Source organism: Methylobacterium nigriterrae (assembly GCF_037106235.1).
GTDB lineage: Bacteria > Pseudomonadota > Alphaproteobacteria > Rhizobiales > Beijerinckiaceae > Methylobacterium > Methylobacterium nigriterrae.
The window spans coordinates 1-17839 of the sequence record NZ_JBAWTG010000024.1; the positions used below are offsets into that span (position 1 = coordinate 1).

Annotated in this window: 24 protein-coding genes; 11 read left to right on the forward strand and 13 right to left on the reverse strand. The window is 63.7% G+C overall.

Annotated features, from left to right (window positions below):
* Positions 1-337: 337 nt before the first annotated feature.
* Positions 338-583, forward strand: a complete 246-nt coding sequence (locus WDW90_RS14475; RefSeq protein WP_336488099.1) for a hypothetical protein — start codon at positions 338-340, stop codon at positions 581-583.
* Between the two features lie 69 nt (positions 584-652).
* Here WDW90_RS14475 and WDW90_RS14480 read toward each other — a convergent pair whose 3' ends face one another.
* Positions 653-2158 (reverse strand): DUF4214 domain-containing protein, encoded by a 1506-nt coding sequence (locus tag WDW90_RS14480; protein WP_336488100.1) that lies wholly within the window; start codon positions 2156-2158, stop codon positions 653-655.
* A gap of 901 nt (positions 2159-3059) precedes the next feature.
* Between WDW90_RS14480 and WDW90_RS14485 the strand changes: the two genes are divergently transcribed.
* The 6 genes from WDW90_RS14485 to WDW90_RS14510 all read left to right on the forward strand — a co-directional run bounded on the left by WDW90_RS14485 (position 3060) and on the right by WDW90_RS14510 (position 5657).
* The gene (locus WDW90_RS14485; protein WP_336488101.1) at positions 3060-3371 is read left to right on the forward strand and encodes a hypothetical protein; all 312 of its coding nucleotides are present in this window, start codon (positions 3060-3062) and stop codon (positions 3369-3371) included.
* Positions 3372-3777: 406 nt separating this feature from the next.
* Complete coding sequence (locus WDW90_RS14490; protein WP_336488102.1) at positions 3778-4008, forward strand: hypothetical protein; 231 nt, start codon at positions 3778-3780, stop codon at positions 4006-4008.
* Between the two features lie 95 nt (positions 4009-4103).
* A complete protein-coding gene (locus WDW90_RS14495) occupies positions 4104-4418 on the forward strand; it encodes a hypothetical protein (protein WP_336488103.1) in 315 nt (104 codons plus the stop codon).
* Between the two features lie 214 nt (positions 4419-4632).
* The gene (locus WDW90_RS14500) at positions 4633-4920 is read left to right on the forward strand and encodes a hypothetical protein (protein ID WP_336488104.1); all 288 of its coding nucleotides are present in this window, start codon (positions 4633-4635) and stop codon (positions 4918-4920) included.
* A 176-nt stretch (positions 4921-5096) separates the two neighbouring features.
* Positions 5097-5372: a hypothetical protein gene (locus WDW90_RS14505; RefSeq protein WP_336488105.1), complete on the forward strand. Its 276-nt coding sequence runs from the start codon at positions 5097-5099 to the stop codon at positions 5370-5372.
* A gap of 102 nt (positions 5373-5474) precedes the next feature.
* The gene (locus tag WDW90_RS14510) at positions 5475-5657 is read left to right on the forward strand and encodes a hypothetical protein (protein ID WP_336488106.1); all 183 of its coding nucleotides are present in this window, start codon (positions 5475-5477) and stop codon (positions 5655-5657) included.
* Between the two features lie 28 nt (positions 5658-5685).
* Here the strand turns inward: WDW90_RS14510 and WDW90_RS14515 are convergent, their stop codons facing one another.
* From WDW90_RS14515 to WDW90_RS14545, 7 genes are all read right to left on the reverse strand, one after another.
* Positions 5686-5862, reverse strand: coding sequence for a hypothetical protein (locus WDW90_RS14515; RefSeq protein ID WP_336488107.1), 177 nt, complete (start codon positions 5860-5862; stop codon positions 5686-5688).
* Positions 5863-6040: 178 nt separating this feature from the next.
* On the reverse strand, positions 6041-6178 hold the full coding sequence (locus WDW90_RS14520; protein ID WP_336488108.1) for a hypothetical protein: 138 nt from the start codon (positions 6176-6178) through the stop codon (positions 6041-6043).
* A 142-nt stretch (positions 6179-6320) separates the two neighbouring features.
* On the reverse strand, positions 6321-6575 hold the full coding sequence (locus WDW90_RS14525) for a hypothetical protein (protein ID WP_336488109.1): 255 nt from the start codon (positions 6573-6575) through the stop codon (positions 6321-6323).
* Positions 6576-7026: 451 nt separating this feature from the next.
* Positions 7027-7293, reverse strand: a complete 267-nt coding sequence (locus WDW90_RS14530) for a PilZ domain-containing protein (RefSeq protein WP_336488110.1) — start codon at positions 7291-7293, stop codon at positions 7027-7029.
* Between the two features lie 112 nt (positions 7294-7405).
* The gene (locus tag WDW90_RS14535) at positions 7406-7711 is read right to left on the reverse strand and encodes a hypothetical protein (RefSeq protein ID WP_336488111.1); all 306 of its coding nucleotides are present in this window, start codon (positions 7709-7711) and stop codon (positions 7406-7408) included.
* Positions 7712-7830: 119 nt separating this feature from the next.
* Positions 7831-7956 (reverse strand): hypothetical protein, encoded by a 126-nt coding sequence (locus WDW90_RS14540; RefSeq protein ID WP_336488112.1) that lies wholly within the window; start codon positions 7954-7956, stop codon positions 7831-7833.
* A 482-nt stretch (positions 7957-8438) separates the two neighbouring features.
* Positions 8439-8648, reverse strand: a complete 210-nt coding sequence (locus WDW90_RS14545; RefSeq protein ID WP_336488113.1) for a hypothetical protein — start codon at positions 8646-8648, stop codon at positions 8439-8441.
* Between the two features lie 1116 nt (positions 8649-9764).
* On the opposite strand from WDW90_RS14545, the gene WDW90_RS14550 reads away from it, so the two are divergent.
* A complete protein-coding gene (locus tag WDW90_RS14550) occupies positions 9765-9917 on the forward strand; it encodes a hypothetical protein (protein WP_336488114.1) in 153 nt (50 codons plus the stop codon).
* Between the two features lie 523 nt (positions 9918-10440).
* On the opposite strand, the gene WDW90_RS14555 is transcribed toward WDW90_RS14550, so the two are convergent.
* The gene (locus WDW90_RS14555) at positions 10441-10779 is read right to left on the reverse strand and encodes a hypothetical protein (protein ID WP_336488115.1); all 339 of its coding nucleotides are present in this window, start codon (positions 10777-10779) and stop codon (positions 10441-10443) included.
* Between the two features lie 545 nt (positions 10780-11324).
* Here WDW90_RS14555 and WDW90_RS14560 point away from each other — a divergent pair.
* Both WDW90_RS14560 and WDW90_RS14565 read left to right on the forward strand, forming a co-directional pair.
* Positions 11325-11732 carry a hypothetical protein gene (locus WDW90_RS14560; protein ID WP_336488116.1) on the forward strand — a complete coding sequence of 136 codons (408 nt, stop codon included), beginning with the start codon at positions 11325-11327 and terminating at the stop codon, positions 11730-11732.
* A 600-nt stretch (positions 11733-12332) separates the two neighbouring features.
* The gene (locus WDW90_RS14565; RefSeq protein ID WP_336488117.1) at positions 12333-12539 is read left to right on the forward strand and encodes a hypothetical protein; all 207 of its coding nucleotides are present in this window, start codon (positions 12333-12335) and stop codon (positions 12537-12539) included.
* 127 nt (positions 12540-12666) lie between these two features.
* On the opposite strand, the gene WDW90_RS14570 is transcribed toward WDW90_RS14565, so the two are convergent.
* Positions 12667-13425, reverse strand: coding sequence for a class I SAM-dependent methyltransferase (locus WDW90_RS14570; RefSeq protein ID WP_336488118.1), 759 nt, complete (start codon positions 13423-13425; stop codon positions 12667-12669).
* Between the two features lie 702 nt (positions 13426-14127).
* Here WDW90_RS14570 and WDW90_RS14575 point away from each other — a divergent pair.
* Entirely contained in the window at positions 14128-15798 is a 1671-nt protein-coding gene (locus WDW90_RS14575; protein WP_336488119.1) for a carbohydrate-binding domain-containing protein, read from the forward strand.
* Between the two features lie 656 nt (positions 15799-16454).
* Here the strand turns inward: WDW90_RS14575 and WDW90_RS14580 are convergent.
* The 3 genes from WDW90_RS14580 to WDW90_RS14590 all read right to left on the reverse strand — a co-directional run bounded on the left by WDW90_RS14580 (position 16455) and on the right by WDW90_RS14590 (position 17669).
* Entirely contained in the window at positions 16455-16874 is a 420-nt protein-coding gene (locus WDW90_RS14580; RefSeq protein WP_336488120.1) for a type II toxin-antitoxin system VapC family toxin, read from the reverse strand.
* Positions 16871-17116, reverse strand: coding sequence for a FitA-like ribbon-helix-helix domain-containing protein (locus tag WDW90_RS14585; RefSeq protein WP_336488121.1), 246 nt, complete (start codon positions 17114-17116; stop codon positions 16871-16873). Before WDW90_RS14585 ends, WDW90_RS14580 begins: the two co-directional genes overlap by 4 nt.
* Positions 17117-17534: 418 nt before the next feature.
* Positions 17535-17669 carry a hypothetical protein gene (locus tag WDW90_RS14590; RefSeq protein ID WP_336488122.1) on the reverse strand — a complete coding sequence of 45 codons (135 nt, stop codon included), beginning with the start codon at positions 17667-17669 and terminating at the stop codon, positions 17535-17537.
* Between the last annotated feature and the right edge of the window lie 170 nt (positions 17670-17839).

A 17839-nucleotide genomic window follows, 5' to 3' on the forward strand; every position in this document is an offset into this window, starting at 1 on the left:
CCTCAAGTTATGATCCGATTAACCTCACCATCTGGTAAGATCATCTTGTGTTAAGTGTGTCTGTTGAGGTGTCGCCTCGTTAACTGAACGAGTGGTTACACGACAGCGCCACGTCCCAGCTCAGCCAATCGAGGCCCGCAAAGCCAGATGCGGCACCAAGCGGGACACGGTCGAGCGCCGCCAAACGCATCCAGCCGCGAGACTGCCGCGCCGGCAGACGTGCAGGGCGCACGAGGCGTCGTGGCGGCCGTCGGGATCGGGCAACGATTCGATGCGGCGAAACTTTCGTCAGCGCGGGCTCGTATGGCCGCGTTCGAGGACCACCGGAGCACTTGGCATGAGCTTCATCGTTCGTGCGATCCGCGCAGAGCTCACGGTCATGAATGGGTGCACGTGCGCGAGCGCGGCCCTGCGCCTTGTCGCGGAGCGCCGCGCGACAGGATTTCAGGAGGTGCAGGTGCGCGCGCCGGATGGGCGGCCGCTCGACGAGGCCCTGCTAAGGGCGATGGTCGGTTTCTCGGAACCTCCTCTCGCCGAGGCTGCCGTCCGCGGGAGCGGGGGGCGTCTGGTGCTCAGAGTGTAATACCAATTCTCATTGATCAGCACTCGTGAGCCCAGTCGCGCCGCCCGGTCGGATCAGATCAGATGGCTCTCACGCGAGGTGCCAGCCGAGTTCGATCTCGCTCACGTGGTACATCCGAGCCTCGGTGCTCTCACCAATGGCAATCGCGACGGCCGCACGTGAGGCGCCGTGCTCGAATTGGTTTGTCCAATATGTCAGACTCGCGGCTTCCATATGCCGCCCTAAGGCATTCCCGTAGATCATGTCCACGTACTGCGCGTTGGCCAGGCTTCCCGTCTTCGCCTGTACTTCGGGCGCGGTCAGAAAGGCTTGGGCCACCGCGTCGAGGGACGCCCCCTGTTTCACCTGGTTGGTCCATGTGCTGAGGCCAACCGCGTCGGGTGCGCGATCCAAGACGGCGTAGTAGAGGCGTGCCACGTTCGCGGTGTTCGCGTCGGGCACGAAGACGCCCGCGTTGAGCGCACTCTGAACATTGACCACATGCTCGGGCGAGAAGGCGAAGCCGAGCGCCACAGCGGCCCGAGAGGCACCTTGAACGAGTTGACCGGTCCAGTAGCTCAGGCCAGCCACATCCGAGTGCCGATGCAGGGTCGCGCCGTAGAGTTGCTCGACGAAAGCGGTGCTGTCGAGAGCGCCCGCGCGCGCTTGGCCTTCCGGGGAGGCGAGAAGCGCCTGAGCCAGATCGCGGGTCGAGCTGCCGGTCTGGAGGCTCGCTGTCCAGCCCTCTAGGCCGAGAGGATCCGGCGCGCGCCCGAGCAGTGCATCGTAGAGCGTATAGACCTGACCGCCAGGGCTCGTGGTGTCGTGGACAACCGTGCCGAATGTGGCTGCGCTGCGGACGACCGCCGGCACGCCAAGATCCTGCAGCATCGCGACGTCGAGTCGTGAGATCGCACGGGTCTGCCCTGTCAGCAGACCTGTCCCTCCGAGAAGATCTTGGGCTGCGGCGTCCGCACTGGAGTTGCCGACGTGGTAATATTGCTCGCCGTTCTTCACCGTCGTGACAGGAACGGGGCCGCCGTAGACAGCCTGGGCATGCGCGCCGGTGAAGACAGCGCTTCCGTCTGGGCGCACGGTGACGAGTTGATCCCACGTCGATTCCGTGGTGGCTGCAAGTGCGCCGGTGGTCGAGTCGCGGCTCCCGACGATCCCGAAGCCATGCGCGATTTCGTGGGTGAGCACCGTGATCGCGTCGTAGCGGCCCGCCGGGACTGTCGAGGGCTGGGAGGGGTCAGGATTGAGATAGAAGCTGCTCGTCAGCAGGGTGCTGTTGACATCGATGGTGATGTCGGGCGCGCTCCCGTTCGGATCGATGCCGCTGATGAGTTCGGCAACGGCGCCGCTCTGGACGATCGTGCGCGCCCCATCGGTGCCAGCGAACGCCATGGTCCCGGGCCCGCTTTGCGCGAGGATTCCTGCGCCGAGTGACACAACGTTGACTGCGACTTCGACGGAACCTTCGCCGTCGATGTACTGAGACCAGGTATTGAGCGCAGCCTGAACATTGCTTAGCAGCAGCACATCCTGCGAGCGCTGCTGTGGGTCGTTCAGCGTGACCGTGTAGGTGAAAGACATGCTTCGCGCTCGCGCCGGGAGACGCGTCTGACGTCTCTCGAATCGGCAAGCCTGTCAATTCGAATGTCCGGCGACATACAATGCCGGCGTTCGCCCATTCGGCCTCGGATTGGTTCATGATGAAGGTGGTGCGGGTAGGGCGACGAGTTCGATTTGCGCGGGCTGCCTCGAAGCACAACCCGGTCGGCAGGCGCAGAGCTGCCACAAGCCCCTCAGCGAGCGCGTGGATGAGGATTAGGCCCCCGCAATCCATCGGCGGACCTGCGCGAGGCAGTGACGCCGGCTCCGCCCAGCCGCCCTTGCGGCAGGCGAGCAGAATGGCGGCAGCAACATGAGGATCGTTCGTCGAAAGGGGAGCAAACCTGCCCGGTCGCTCGCAATCACAGGGAATTGCTTTTGGCCGAAGGGCGGTGTCAGTTAGATAGCTCGGCTGCAGTCATCCCGGGGGCGACCCGATCCGCGTGTTAAGGCCAAGGCCCATCCCGAGCCTCGTGTTCGTCCTGCTGGCGCTTCTCGCTGCTCTGGACGGCTACGTCGGTCTCCAATTCCCGAGCATCAGCTCCCAGGCTGCTTACGAGCGGGGCTCGGGGGAGGGGCCTTGGTTTGCGGTGCTCAACGTTGCGTTGAGCGACGATGACGAGGATCGGCTAGATCTCGGCTTCGGCCCGCAGGATGCAAGTCCAACCATCTTACCCGCCGAGGCGCCAAGGCTTGATCTTGGACCGGATGTCTTACACAGAGTTGGCAGCGCCGATGCGTGTCGGTGTGTAGGCCACGGCATCGTCTCTGCCGGTCCGCGTGGGCCGCCTGAGGACCTCAGACTGACCTCTCGCACATCCTGACGCCCCTCAGGCGCTGCGTGGCCAGGGCTGCCATTCGCGGCGCGGTTTGGAGCAGACACATGCAGAAGCTCTCTGACGATGCGCATAGCGTTGCGCTCATCTCCCTCACCAATATGGTTCGGCTGCTCAGCGCCGAGCTGGTCGCTGGAACGCATCGCGATGACGTTCGCCGGCTTGAACAGGCGATCCGCGCGAAAGTCGGCCGCATCGACACGACTGCCTTCACGCCCGAAGCGGCGGACAAGGGGCTTGCTGAAGCCCGTATGCTGATCGAGCAGGTGCTCACTCAGGTGCGCGCGCAAGCCGCTGCGGCGAGACGAAAGGTTGCCATCCGCTCGCCCGAGCGGCCCTTGGCGACAACGCTTCACTGAAGCTCGCAAGTCGGTCAAAGTCCCTCATTGGCCGTCTCCTGACGGCGGCCTCCATGGGCCGCCGCTTTTCCTGGGTGACACACCGATCTTGGGCTGTCGCCTCGCCAGGCTCATCGCGCCGTTTCAAGCCGGGCGAGGCATGCAGGGAGCCTTTCCCACTTACGAAGCGGCGAAGACGAGGGATGCGAGCAGGCCAACGGTCAGCGTGTGGCTCACCCACAAGGGAACCGCAGCACAGGCGGGCGAGGCGGCACCTCCAGAGGGGCGCAACGCCCCGCCGTCGGGGCTGCCGGAAGTCTTGGTCTTGAGCGGGGCGCATGGAAGAGTCACGCGGTTTGCTAAACCTGATCAGCGCTTGGCCGGCGCATTAAGGAGCCGTTTGCCGAGGTGCTCCAGACTGCGCAGTATGGAAAGCCTGCTGCTGTTCGACGAGGGTGATGGTGTGTTTGATTTCGGCGCCAGCGCGCCGTTGCAACCGGCTGTTCGGTTCCCGGCGGCAGGTGCTGCGGCTCTCACTCTCGATCCTCTCACGACCGGTGAGTTCCAGCGGGCTGCGCTGTGGTGGGCACAGGGCGGGCAGGATGACGCTGCGTTCGAAGCTCCGGAGCTCGGCGCTGGCCCGCTGCCGGGCGGTTGATAGCCCGAGATTGAACCTGGGCGGTCTGACCGAGGTATGGTGAGGATCACGATCAGTGGCTTTAATGAGGTGGCTGGTCCCCGCAGGCAATTCCGATGCCCTTCACCATCATCGCGGACGTGCGAGGCGTCCAGATCATCAACCTGAAGAACACTGCGCGCGATACGCTCTCGCTCGCTTGGGCGCGGCGTAAAGAGGGGGCGGAGCGCGTCCAGGTCTATGACGCGAGCTCTGCCTTCGTGAGCGCGACGGCACTGACCCATGCCGTGCGTCTGGAAATCGGAGAGGCCGGTCAGAAGGCCGTCGAGGAGGCTCTCGGAGACCTGTCCTGGCTCGACGAAGCCTTGGCGGGCGATGAGGAACTCGCCAACCTGCCTCGTGCGGATGGGATCTTCCCGAACCCGCAATAGGCGGGGGTTCGTCCGGGGACTCAGGTCAGACCGATCCGCGCGGGGCCTGCGCGGACGAGCGCATCACAGGCTGCAAACCGTGCACCCTCGGTCGGCGGCTGATTCGCCTGTGTAAAGCGGGGTCGACTACGCACCGGAGGAAAGGTTAAAAGTGCGCTAACGGAAGCTCGACGGTAAGCTTGGCCGCTTCCTCGTAAGCCAAGGAGTCGCTCGCATGTTCAAGATCGCCGCCGAGATCCATGGCGTTGACAGCTCGGTGCAGCGGGATTCCGCGCGCGAGGCGCTGTTCCTGGCTTGGTCCCTCCGGAAGGAGGGCGCCGCGCGCATCTCCGTCTCGGCAGAGGATGGCTCGATCGTGAGCGCTGCTGCTCTGGCCGAGGCCTTCCAGCATGACGTCGGTCGGTTGGAGCGGCGGGCGATCAAACAGGCCTTGCGGGAGCTCGATTCATGCGACCGGCCGGAACTGACCGCGCCGAGTGGCCGCGCTTTTCGGCTGTCGTGAGAACAACTCGCGCAATCGCGGCTCCCCCGTTTATACCACGCGTCCAAGGCCGTTGAGGCCCGTCTGAACGGGGTGGCGGCGTACAGTCTCGCAAGACTCGGGAGTTGCGAAAATGCCATAGCTGTCGCGCGAGAGAGGCGCGATAACGAGGCGATCTGTGGGCTCCAGGATCGGCGATGGCTATCTACTTTGCCAGCTTTGACATGAAGGCGATGGCTCATGATTACAGCGGTCTGCTGAGGCACCTGAGTCAGATCGGTGCGCATCGGGCGCAATCGTCGGCGTGGTTGATCGACAGCGACCGCGAGGTGAAGGTTCTGAGCGATTGCCTTCTGGGGTTCCTCGACCGCGGCGACAGCTTGTTTCTGCTCGAGGTGCAGTCCACCACGCCTTGGGCGGCAACACGGTTAGCGCCTGGAACGGGTGAGTGGCTGAAGCAGCGGCGGCCTTAAGTGTGAAGGTGCCATTCTGATCACCTGCTCGCTTTTGGTGCCTGTCGTGTGTGCACTCACGTCCGCCAGGGCTCCGCTCCTGTCACTGGCCTCAAGGCAGGCGTGTCTTTCGACCTGAGCGCGGTGGTCGCCCAGTTCGAGCGCCGCGGCCACAATTCCGCAGAACGCGTGCTGCGCGGCCGCGTGGCAGACCTACTCGCGAAAGCCAATCGCCTTTCCAACAGGCTGGATGAGCTTCTGCCCGATCTCAATACCGCAGCCCGCGTTCCGCATGGACGGTCATGATCCACAGATCACCGAGGCGGGCAAGTAATCAGCCCGTTGCCAGCTCCGCCACGAGGCCGCCCGCGCGCAGATGGTCCGGCAGATCCGAGAAGTCGTAGTAGCCTGCCTCGTGCGCCATGGCGTCGAGCGCCGCGATCTCATTGAACGCCGCGCCCACCCACAAAATGTGCCCCGTCGCGCATTGCCGGACCTGAAACCGCCTCATCAAAATCTCCCGCGCCGCTCGAGCCGCTGAGGCGAGTATCGATCGGATCGTGCGTTCCGCGCTGTGAGGCGGGTCACTCCAACTGTTTGGAGCCTGACATGGCCGCGGCCCTCGGCCGGAAGCCGCGATGTGGGCCAACCTGCCGGGCTGAACGCCGCGGCCTTGATCCTTCACTCGTTTACCAAGCGGCAGCGACAATCACGCCTAGCCATTCGACGGCAAGAGCAACGGCCAGGAAAACCGCTGATAGCTGCAGCCGATCCGACCAGCGTTCGAGATCCACATCATGATCGATCGTTGAATTGGCTTGCGACATCGCAGCCCCCTTTTTTTGATTCGTTACTGCCAAGCATCGGCAATCACGCCTCCGCCGCACAATCGCGCAAAGGAGGTAGGGCACTGATTCCTTCCTTGCCCTGTGAGGATGCCGGTGTTCGCCTCTGCAAACACCTGAAAACTCACGCGCTCGCCGGACAGACCGCGCCGCTGGCGGTCGACGAAGACTGAAACCCGCGCCGGCCGGGCCAGCCGCGCACCACCTGACATCGAGAGGTCCTGATGACCAGGACCACCACGGCCGCCCAGCTGCAGACGATCGCGGGCGGCCGCGCGCCGCTGGCCGCCAAGATCGCGAATCGTTCAACCCGCACGCCGCAGCGTTTGGGCCCGTTACGCCGCCGAGGATGGCCCACTTCTTCGCGCAGCTCGCACATGAGAGTGGCGGCCTCCGATACGTGCGCGAGATCTGGGGGCCGACTGCGGCGCAGAAGCGCTATGACGGGCGGACCGATCTCTGCAACATCCCAGCTGCCGAAATGCGCGAGGAGAGGTTGGCGTGACGGGGCAGGAGGCGGTGATCGGTCAGGTGAAGCGGACGCCCGCGTTGAGCCCTTGGCGCCACACCAATCTGCACGGTCGCATGGGCCCGCCGGTGCCGATCAGTAGGTCGAATGTTTCCGGTGTCTTCGTATTAGGGCGCACAATCAGCATCGCACCGGTCGTCGTCACGTCGCGCACGACGCACTCTGCGAGCTCTAGCTCGGGACCATAGGCTAGACGGCCATACAGCGCGGCTGCTTGCCGTTTGATTGACCGACGCTCAACCATTGGTGGCCTGACTTCCTGCAATTCGACAGGGATGAGGTGCTAAGCAAGAGCCGAGGCTCAGCACAAGGCAGTCGCAACCCGTTCGAAGCGAACGCCCAGTTCGTCGAGCGAACGCCAAACGACACGGCAGGCTTGGCGGTCGTCGCTCGGGTCGATCGTGAGTTCAAAGTGGTCCGGCACCCCAATAACGCTCGGCACCCTCAGCAGCGCGCCAGCGTGCGTGACATTCCGAACCTTGCAGGGAAAGGCGGATGACCGATCAATCTCGATCTGGGCGGCCTTTAGAACGTGGCGCCGTGGCAGTGAGCGGCGTTCGGTCATCATGCCCTCCCGTTTATTGCTACCTAGATGGTATTCGGGAGCTGCAGATAGTAAAGTTCGATCCGATGATAAGCCTAATAATTCTGGTAAACGTCCGCGCTTATTAGCGCATCTGCTAGTTTTTGCGGCCACTCGTGCCAGACGCGAGAAGCGCCAGTTTGCCGATAGCCTTATGCAACTCGTTCATGGCGTGCGGGCTTCCGCGCAGATGAGCGACCACGATGCGCTTATTCGCTACAGTTCCATTTGGGCCCAGATCGGGCACCATCGCGGACAGCATCACCTGCCCGACCCCGTTCGCGACGCCGATGGTCTCAACTTCATCGAAGTAGATGACGGGAGCGGCAAAAGAGCCTTCGACTGCGGGGCGCGTAACGCTCTCTACCTCTCGACTTTTTTGCCTGTCGTCTGGAGTGCTCACGCTCGGGACCCTGTGCTGATCCGGTCTGCGCAGGACATAGCACCTGCCCACAGATCACGCACGCGCGGAGTTCTGTGTATCAACGCCGATGCGCTCGACAGCGGAGTTGCAGCATGACGTTAGTTCTGCGCGTCGCGCTCCGCGTCCTTTGCGACCTCATCGGAGAGCAGCATATCGCTGGCGATCATGACGAACGCTGTCACCGCAATTCCGAGACAAATCACATCGAAAGCGGCTTTGAACATCAGACACATCGCATTGCCACCGCAGCTGTCGGCGCACGTTAAGGGCCGCCCTCTTTCGTAAAGTGAGGCCCCATGGCGAGCGGCATGTGAACTCAGGACGCCCGCCGCCACCGCTACCAGCGGCCGTCGTAGTGCCACCCGGCGAGCCCGAGCCGCACAAGCGCGCAACAAGCCTGCGTGGTCAGTTCCCTCCGATTTCGGGTCGACAGGCCCGCGCGCACCGCGAGCTCGCCCGGCGGTAGGAACTCGTCGGTCAGGGCGGCGAAGGTCGTGTCCCGGTGTGTGGTGTAGCCACTCCCTTTAGCCTTGAGGTGCAGCCGATCGCCGGTAAACAGGGGTATGGGCCTGGACTTTCCGCAGGCATGTGCGGACGCTCGAGCGCTCCGACCGCCAGCATCCCTCGGAGGCGCAGGCCGCAGAGGCGCTTTGGCGGTCATTGAGCGGCAGCTGAAGGGCATGACCGCTTCTGACGGGTTGGCGGCCTACCTGTATGGGGGCGGTGAATCCGGCTTTGCCGGAGCATCCTCGGCACGGGAGAGACCACCCGGCTCGCCAGACCCGAGGCGATTGAGATGGGCGAAGACGTGCTCAAAGGCTTGGATAGCCGCCTTCTCGAACGTTCCGTCGTTCGTGCCTGCCGCCGCCCTGAGCTTGTCTAGCAAGTCGCGATGCGTCTCGATGTCGGTCGCCATGCGTCCACTCCGGATAGCCGCATCGTGCGTGGCCTGAGCGTCAATCCGAGACAGAGACGGTGGGTTCCTACATCGCCAAGCGTACCCTCCGTGGACGGACAGGGGACAAGTTCCCGTCCCAAGCTCCCAAACCGGATCGCGCTCGATTCGCATCAACCTCCCGATAACCGTCAGGCGTTCCGATCAAAGGATCACGGCAAGGAGGTCTCGCTTGAGCATAACGATTCTGGATCCTGTCAGCGGGCAGATCATCACAATCCCGAAGCCAAAACCTCGACCTCACGCCATCCGGCGTTGGCACCTCCGACCGGACGTCTCCGCACAGTTCCGGGAACGCTGAAGCGTGACCTAGGGTTGTTCGAGCATGAGAACGAGCTTGGCCATTGTTGGTATCTCTGCGGTGGCGGCAGCCCTGCTGACGGTTGGCCTGCGTTCCACGCCCTCTGACGGCCCGGGGACGGCCAAGGCGGCTGCGCCCATCTCCGGCAGCGGGGCACTCGAAAGCGAGGTATCTCCGGCGTCTGTGCAGGCATGGAGAGATCCGTCCACATCTGTCCAGCGAGTGGACGAGGTCCGCGTCATCCCGGCCTCACTGGAGGTCACGACCCCTGAGCCGATTGTAGCGAGCACGCCATCCCCGCCACCGGAGCCAACCGCAGCCATTCCACCGGTTGCTTCACCTTCTTCGTTGGCGGGAGCTCGCCAACGTTCAGATCGAACCAGCCGCACGGAGAAACCTGGGCGAAGGAGCGTCCCCCATGCAGCGCGACATGCGGAAGCGCAGAAGCCGAGTGTCGCGGCCCCAGGCAAGACGGCAACGGTATCGGCGAAGTCTGCGCCTGCTAAGTCACAGCCTCAATCGACAGCTTCCGATGGAGGGCCGCTCGGTGACATCCTGCGTGGCCTGGGATTAGCTGACGGTCCTGTTCAGCAACGCTGACGCGCTCCTCTTATCCCAGAAGGCACAGATCAGCCATAGAGTGTCCGTGCTCTCGCGGAATTCTCCAAGAAGGCGCGTCTCTCAGCGTCATTCGCGGCACGAGCCAGAAAGCTGTCTTTCGCCGTGAGGCAAGCCGCCGTGCTCACCGCGATCCTGCTGTCGCGGCCGGAGAAGCGATGAAGCCTATCACCGCCACCGCGATCATCGGCTTGACTGCTCTACTGACAGGCTTGGTCCTGTTGGACAGGTTCGACGATCATCCATGGTGGTTTGCGGCACTCACAACGGCGATCATCGCGGGCTATGTGCGGTACCAGGGCCCTGAATGAGCCATAGCCTTAGGCGCACCGGATCCCGCGATCATGCCCGTGCGCGCCTGTGGATAGAAAAAATGGTGAATGCCTGTCGAGGGTTGCCGATCGGACTGGGTCGTTGACTTGCACGAGCGCAAGGGCGGACACGGTGCCACGCTGAGTGTTGGCGACTGCCGGCAGCAGCGTGAGGACACTTCGCGCCGTAGGTCGTCCGACCCTTCACCATCCACGTGGTGAACTGCGGATCCCGGATTTCCGGTGGGCATCAGGCCGTAGCATGCAGCCGACGCGAATCGTTGCGGGAAGAGCTGGCAGTCATGGAGGTGATCGTAGAACTCGCCATGGTCGGCGGGCTGCTCGCCATGATGGCCTACGTTCTGCTGACGCTCATCGCGGCATGATCGTCAGCAGCGGGTCGAGCGGTTGATGCCCTCGTTGCGTAGGAAGGGAAGCTGATCGTCTGGGCGACGGCTGAGCGCCGCCCTCGGGGCGCGTCTCGCCCAACGAGCCGCCGCATCGAAGCCGACGGATGTCACCCTCAGAGCTCAAGCTGAAGGTCCGGATCGACAGTACGCCTCACGGCTTGGAACGCCTCGGCGAACTCATCCTCCACCGCAATGTTAGCCAGCGCGTACTCAATGAGCTGGGTATCGGATGTCAGACCCGCCCGTGCCCTCGCTTGCTCGATGAGACGCTTGCTGACGCGGCCCGCGATGCGGCCGTTCTTGTCGCCGAATAGGCCAGATTCACTGGCGCGTGCGATTACGGCGGCAACTCGGTCTGAAGCCTCGCTCTGCCGCCATGGCTGACGCGGTTGCGACGTGGCGCCATGACCCTTGCGCGCCGTCTCACGCTGGGCGTCTGTGGGAGAGGGCATCACCACATCTCCGTCTGTTCAACAAAATCTTTGATCTGACAACATGCGGTGAGGCGCCGAAGATGCAAGCGAGCTCCCTCCACGATTGGCGTGATCGGCGCGCTTCCCGCGAGATCGGCCGGCGGAGTTGCTTCCTGTGAAGTGCGGGCGGTGTTTCGCCCTGGAGGACCTCGATGCCCGGCGGGAGTCCGGGCCCATAATGCCGATTAAGACATGCGCAAGCGATCTCAGGGGCCGCATCCGTCGGAGCTGACCTGTGTCTCGCAGTCCTGCCCTGCTGACCTGCCCCGGTATGCCCTCCTAGCATCCCGCCGGCCGACGCCTGCCCAAGAAAGCCGGGCATCGAACGCAGCATAGGCAATCACGGGCCGACTTAGGGATGAGGGGAGGGGCACTGACCGCAGCATCGTGTGGATGGGTGAACGTGCCCGGCCGGCGCCTGCCACCCTGCGCATCATCAAACAGGGCGCACAGGGATGCTGCGCCTCAGTGCGGAGGCCAGCAAGCGTTTGCGGCGGACCGACTGAAAACGAAAAAGCCGGCCGATGATCGGGCGAGCAAGGCTCCCACTCCCGATCATCGACCAGCTCTCAAGTGCCAGGAGGGGCTGGCACGATCAGGTGGACATAGGCCTGCGGGCGAACGCCGTCCGTGCGCTGGCTCACATCGCTGCAGAAGGCGAGGGCGGCGGCACCGGGCCAACCGCCCTCAGTGACTGGAGGGTGTACCGGCAACGGGCGTTCACCGGCAGGCTAAGCTTAGCTCTAGGCAGAGTGTTCGCAACGGCAGCCTGCGTACGCGCCGTGGATGAGCATGGAGGGAAAGGCGAGGACGGCGGCACGAAGCCGACCGTCGTCGCAAGTCGCAAGAAGCAGATCTCACCCGCGGTGGAGGCCCTTGGGAGAACCGATCCACCGTTCAGTCAGCCTGCGTGCTGCCACCGGCTCAAATGAGGCGAGCGGGCGATTGTACGATCCGTGGCGTGGAGCAGGGGCCACCGACCGCAACAGGCTCCATGGCTGGCAACCACGTCTGCGGCCGGCGCCTGCCACCCTGCGTGTGCCTCAGGGCGCGCAGCGATGCTGCGCCTCAGGGCAGGAGCCAGCAAGCGTTGGGAGAGGACAGACAAGGGGGTCGCCGACTGCAGCCAGGCCCAAGGGCCCCTGCACTCCGCGGCCGGCGACTGCCCCCTGGTCCGCTTCGCAGGGAACAGGATTATGCTGCGCGCCGGGATGTGTGCCGGCAAGTATCCGGAGCGGACGGACAAGGCGAGGGCGGCGGCACCGAGCCGACCGCCCTCCAGTCAATCGAGACAAACCGCAGTGAACCCACAAGGGGAGCGATCCACCGCACGAGCAGCCTGGACGGCTCCACCGGCTCAAATGAGGCGAGCGGGCGAGTGTACGGTTCCTGTTAAGAGCGCATGGGTCACCGGCCGCGGCACGTATGGGGGCATGAACGCGTGCGGCCGGTGCCTGCCGCCCCGCTCGTGTCAGGACGCGCCTCTCTGCGCAGCTACCTTGGCGGTCGTGACACGGACCAAGGAGGCCGAGATGGAGACACCCGATGATCTTACCCAGGCTCGCATTCAGGCGTTGGAGTACCTGCTACAGCTCACGCTGCTGCGGCTGTTCCAAGCCAACGCGCTTGATCGCGACGCGCTGATGCTGGAGGCCCAACGGACGGCGGAAGGGATGCAAATGACTGCGGCGGAACGGCCGGTGGGTGAAGCGCTGGCTCGGTTCTTGGCGGAATTCTGAGCCGGAGCGCTGATTGGCTGACGAAGCCCTCGTGGCCCGTGCTGTGGAGCGCTGTCGTTCGCGCATTGGGCGTTATGGAGCTGCCGGGCTCGCGGCCGTTCATGGATGGCCGGTTACGTCCGATGCATCAGCATCTTGGTCCGCCGATCATCAACTCGGCAAAGGGAACGCCGCGGGGCGCTTCACTCAGATCGACGTCATGGCTGACGAGCCCGCATCGCGTGATGACGAAGCCGACCTCCCGGACTGCCTCGTAGAGATCCGCGCAGGAGATCCGGTTCAGGCTCCGGTACTCCTTCATCATGTAGTCGCCCAGGAAATGGCGATCGGCCTGCGGGTTCGCTGCCAGGTAAGCCTCGATCTGCTCCTTAACCCAGGTCTGGCTGCGGGTGTGCTGGAAGAACGGCTCCTTGATCCATTCGTCCAGGTGGCTCCCCTGGCGCGAGCCGAACCATGGGTAGACCTGGATGAAGACCCGGCCTGCCGGCGTCACCACCCGGTGCATCTCCTTGAGCACGGCGTGGATGTCGTGGATGTGCTCGAAGGCCGACCAGGAGAACACGAAGTCGAACGAGGCGTCCGCGAAGGGGAAGTGTCGGCCGTCGTAGAGGCGGAAGTCGAGGAGCTCGGCGTAGTTGTCTGGCAGGCGCTTGTAGCCGGTCTTGCGCACACGCTGGGCCAGCGTGTGGAAGCCGTTCTTGTAGGGGAGAGGATTAACGTCGAGCCCGGTCAGCTTTCTGGGCCCGTGCCGCAGGTAGCCCATGTCGGCCAGCATGTCACCGCAACCGACGTCGAGGATGCGCGCACCCTTGATGGCGTCGGCACCGCAGAACTGGATCGTCTCCCCAGGGATCTGGAACAGGTGGGCCCTGCTCCACTCGTCCATAGGTTGCGGCTTCCGGCCGATGCCTAGCTTGGATGCAAGCGCATTGAGGAGCACGCGCAAACCTCGGCGTTATTCCGCGGTTGCGTACACGCCATACCGTGTCAGTGGCAAGATGGCAGCCGGTGATTCAACAGCCCGGTCCATAGCCAACCTGTCAGGTCACGAGCGGGAAGCGCCGATTATGCAGTTCCCGCTGCATCATCTCGCAGCCTTCTCATTGATCTTTCGCTGCTTCCAGATCAGCCACACGCGCGCTCAATGTAACGAGCGCAAGGGCGCCGGTGTGGGCCGCTGAGGCACGATCCTCCTCGCGGCGAAGTCGCCCGCACCACCCCGCCTCTGCTGAGCAGCGACCAAACGCGCGTTGTCCCACGTCAGCTCGGCTGAATGCTGCAACCTGCTCACGGCCACCGGATACAACGCAACACGAAGAAAGCCTAATTAGCCTCGCATCAGCCGCGTTAACTCTTTGTTAACCATCAAAAGACACAACCCCAAAAGACAAGCGGCGACGGTTACGGAATACGCACGCAAGTGCCCATGACGAGCTCACAACAATCGGTCCCACGGTCCGGCTGGCTGTCGGCCCGCGAGCAGATTCTTGCTGGTCTCCACGAGGGCCACGGGTGATCAAATTGCTGCCAGGTCACTGACCCGGCACTGGGCAATCGTCTCAACACTAGAGGCATCTTAGGAGGTTCGGTGACCCAACTCGGCTTTTACACCAGCAACGACCCGGCAGCTCTCACCGCAGCCCAGAAATGGCTCGGCCGGCCGGTCGACAATGTCCTAAACTATCTCAACAATGATAGTTGGGCTGCTTTCGATAGCTCGGTGCCCCACGAAACGGGGCTGTGGAGGAGTGCCGCCGCCTCGACCATTTGGTCCGTTCCGCTGACGGTCTGGGGAACCTCGCTCGAGCAAGTCGCCACCGGCGCCTATAACAGCCACTTCCTCCAGGCCGCCCAGGCGCTCGCCCAGTGCAAGCCGAGCAGCGACGGCTCGATCTATGTCCGGGTCGGCTGGGAGTTCAACGGCACCTGGATGCCGTGGTCGGCTCCGGGCCACGAGGCGGCTTTCATTCAGGCCTTCCACAACCTAGTCGATACGTTCCGCTCCGTCTCCGGTCAGTTCAAGTTTGTCTGGGATGTGAACGAGGGCGGTGGCAGCATCGATCCGGCTAAAGCCTATCCAGGCGACAAGTATGTCGATGTGGTTGGCATGGATAGTTACTATAATATCGCCTGGGACTCGAAGGACCCGGCGGCCGCTTTCCAGAACAACGTCACGGAACAATACGGCCTCCAGTGGCAGCAAGATTTCGCAGCGGCGCATGGCAAGCCTACCGCCATTTCCGAGTGGGGTATCCAGACCGACAATGCCGGTCCCTACATCCAAGCCATGGCCAAATGGCTTGCGGATCACAAGGTCGTCTTCGCGAATTACTGGGACTCCAACTTCGCTGCCTACAACGGGCAGATCGACAATGGGCAGTATCCCAATGCAAGCGCGGCCTTTAAGGCAGCCTTCGCTGGAGTGACGAGCGACAGTCATGCACAACCACCTGCCTCGACGCCTACGGCTCCGCCTGCTCAAACACCCGATACCCTGGTTCTGCGTGTGTCGGGCGACAGCTGGCAGGGCAGTCCACACTTTACCGTGAGCGTGGACGGCAAGCAGGTGGGCGGCACGCTGACGACCAGCGCCGCGCACGCCGCTAATCAGACTCAGGATATCACGCTGACGGGCTCCTTCGGGCCGGGTGCGCACAACGTGGCGATCACCTTCCTGGATGACGCCTATGGCGGCTGGCCTGCGGCCGACCGCAACCTTTACGTCCATCAAATCAGCCTCGACGGAACGGTCTACGCGGGCAGCACCGCCGAGAATGCAGCCGGCTACAACAGCAACGGTGTTGCCAACCTCTACAGCAGCGGAAGCGCGACTATTCACACGCTTGCAGTCTCTGCACCGCCTGCCTCGGCGCCTACGGCCCCGCCTGCTCAACCATCCGATACGCTGGTTCTGCGTGTGTCCGGTGACAGCTGGCAGGGCAGCCCACACTTCACCGTGAGCGTGGACGGCAAGCAGGTGGGCGGCACGCTCACGACCAGCGCCTCGCACGCCGCCGGCCAGACTCAAGACATCACGCTGACCGGCTCTTTCGGGACGGGCGCGCACAAGGTGGCGATCGCCTTCCTCGACGATGCCTACGGCGGCTCACCTGCGGCGGATCGCAACCTCTACGTCCACCAAGTCAGCCTCGATGGAACCGTCTACGCCGGCAGCGCCGCGGTGAACACGGGAGGCTACAACAGCAACGGCGTCGCCAACCTCTATAGTAACGGAAGTGCGGATTGGCAGTTTCTGTAGAAGCACGGGCAGAGCCGACGTCAATTCTGCAGAGTCGGAGCGGTGCTCATGTGGTTTCGAGGATCGCGCATTTGCCGGCGGCTGCGTTAGGTGTTGGCCCGGGCGATCCCGATGCCGTGCGCACCGAGCGGCTCCCGAATGCTCGGCAGCGGCCGTTGCGCTCGACGCCCTCTTGAGGTGCGTTCTCGCTTTGCGGCCGTCGAATTTGCTGGCCTATCACGTTCAATGTGTTGATCAGACACGCGAGCATCGGATCATACGTAGCGCTGTGAACGCGAAGCTTGAGTCCTTGAGGGGGACGACATCTGACCCGGGCCTTTGCCGAGCTTGCTCAGGCGGTGCAGTTTGCCACCGGCTCGACGGTGAGCATCGGCGCACCGGCAGGGACGATTGCAGCGGAAAGGCCTGTCATGCCGCCGAGATTGAATGCTTGGCCGCGCGATCGGACTTTCCGCACCTGCAAGTCGGCGGCAGCCTGAGCTGCGCGTTCGGCGGAGCTGACGCTGAGCGGTGCGCCGCCACATCATCGCGAGCCTCATGGGGAAGTTGCTGTCGTTGCAGGATTTACACCGACCGGACCTTAGTCGAGGATTCAGGGACCCTCGCGCAACGATCATCGTCCGGTTCGATCCAGTCAGAGCGCTCTTCCCCAACGCTCAGGCTGCCCAGGGATCCACGAGCCGAATTCTCGCGTCCGCGAAGTGCCGTCGGTTTCGCGTTGCGAGAGCCGCGCGGCGGGCTAGCACGATCCCGGCGATCGCGGTGTCGCGGAAGTCAACAGGGGTGCCGGTGCGCTGGCGCTGCGCCCCCAAGATCGCGGCCTGCTCGGCTGCAGATTGATCAAAGGGCAGCACCTTGCCGACGAAGTCCTCCCGCATCATCTGGTCGAACGCGTGCTCAAGCTGCTGCCGACGGCGTCCTGTCGGGAGGCATTCAAGGCCGAACTTGACCTCGAACGCAGTAACCGAAGTCAGCCAGATGGATTCCGACGGTTGACGGTCGAGCCAAGCGAGCACGATTTGATCCGGTTCGGCTCTCATCATGGCTGAGAGGACATTCGTGTCGAGAACGATCACTCGAATGCTGCCGGTTGGGCCGGGGTGCCTCGGTGCTCGCGGATCTCCTCGTCAAAGCCGACTCCCGCGAAGCGCGCTGCGATGCGGCTGCCGAGCGGTAATGGCACCGGGTTCTCGTCGCTGACTGCGGCTTGCAGGATCGCCCGGACCTCCGCTTCCATCGTTCGACCGTGCCGTTCGGCCCGCCGGCGCAGGCCGACCTTAACGCTGTCGTCTAGGTTGCGAACGACGAGTTGGGCCATCCTTGTACTCCGGTCTATGATATCATGATATCGATGCGCGAGGGCGGTATCAAGGCGTGCGCATCACCCTCCTTGTGTCGGCCCACGCAAGGAGGTTGAGCGCGACGTCGGTCGCCGCAAGCCGGATGGAGGCGCTCGCGCCTGCGACCGGGATGGATCCTCATCCTCGGGGAGAGTTGCCTCGGTATCGGGGCGCGGGTCTTCGGTCCTCACAGTTCGTCACCCCGATGACGGGTGACCGGCTCAGGCGACCGAGACAGGCATAGCCCGGCGGTCAGCCAGAGCCTGCCGAATCCATTGCGCGGGCATGCGTCTGCGCGGTTCACTCGGGTGTCCTTCCCTGAGCGCGGCACTGTGTGTGGGCGGCGAGTTCCTCAAATTGCCGAATCGCGGACTTACGCCGCGAGAAGGCATTGTCTCAGCGCGGCGCCGCGGCCGTGCCGAGGGGCGCGTAGCAATGGAAATGGCTTCGTTCCGCCAAAACGTCGATGCTGGGCAGCTTCGGGCTCGACTTCGTGTGGTCTTCCGGAATCGTGATGACGACGTCCGACACGGATGCGTGTGCCGCCCGTCCCTGTCTGCTCCGTTTGTCGAGCGGGAGGCCGGGAGGGGGAGGGGCTTTCTTCTTCCGCTTCGCGTTGCACCACTCTCGGTACATCTTTCCGCCTGAAAGCCACCCGAGGACTAGACCTGCAAAGCTCCCGACTCCAAAAGGCGAAAGGT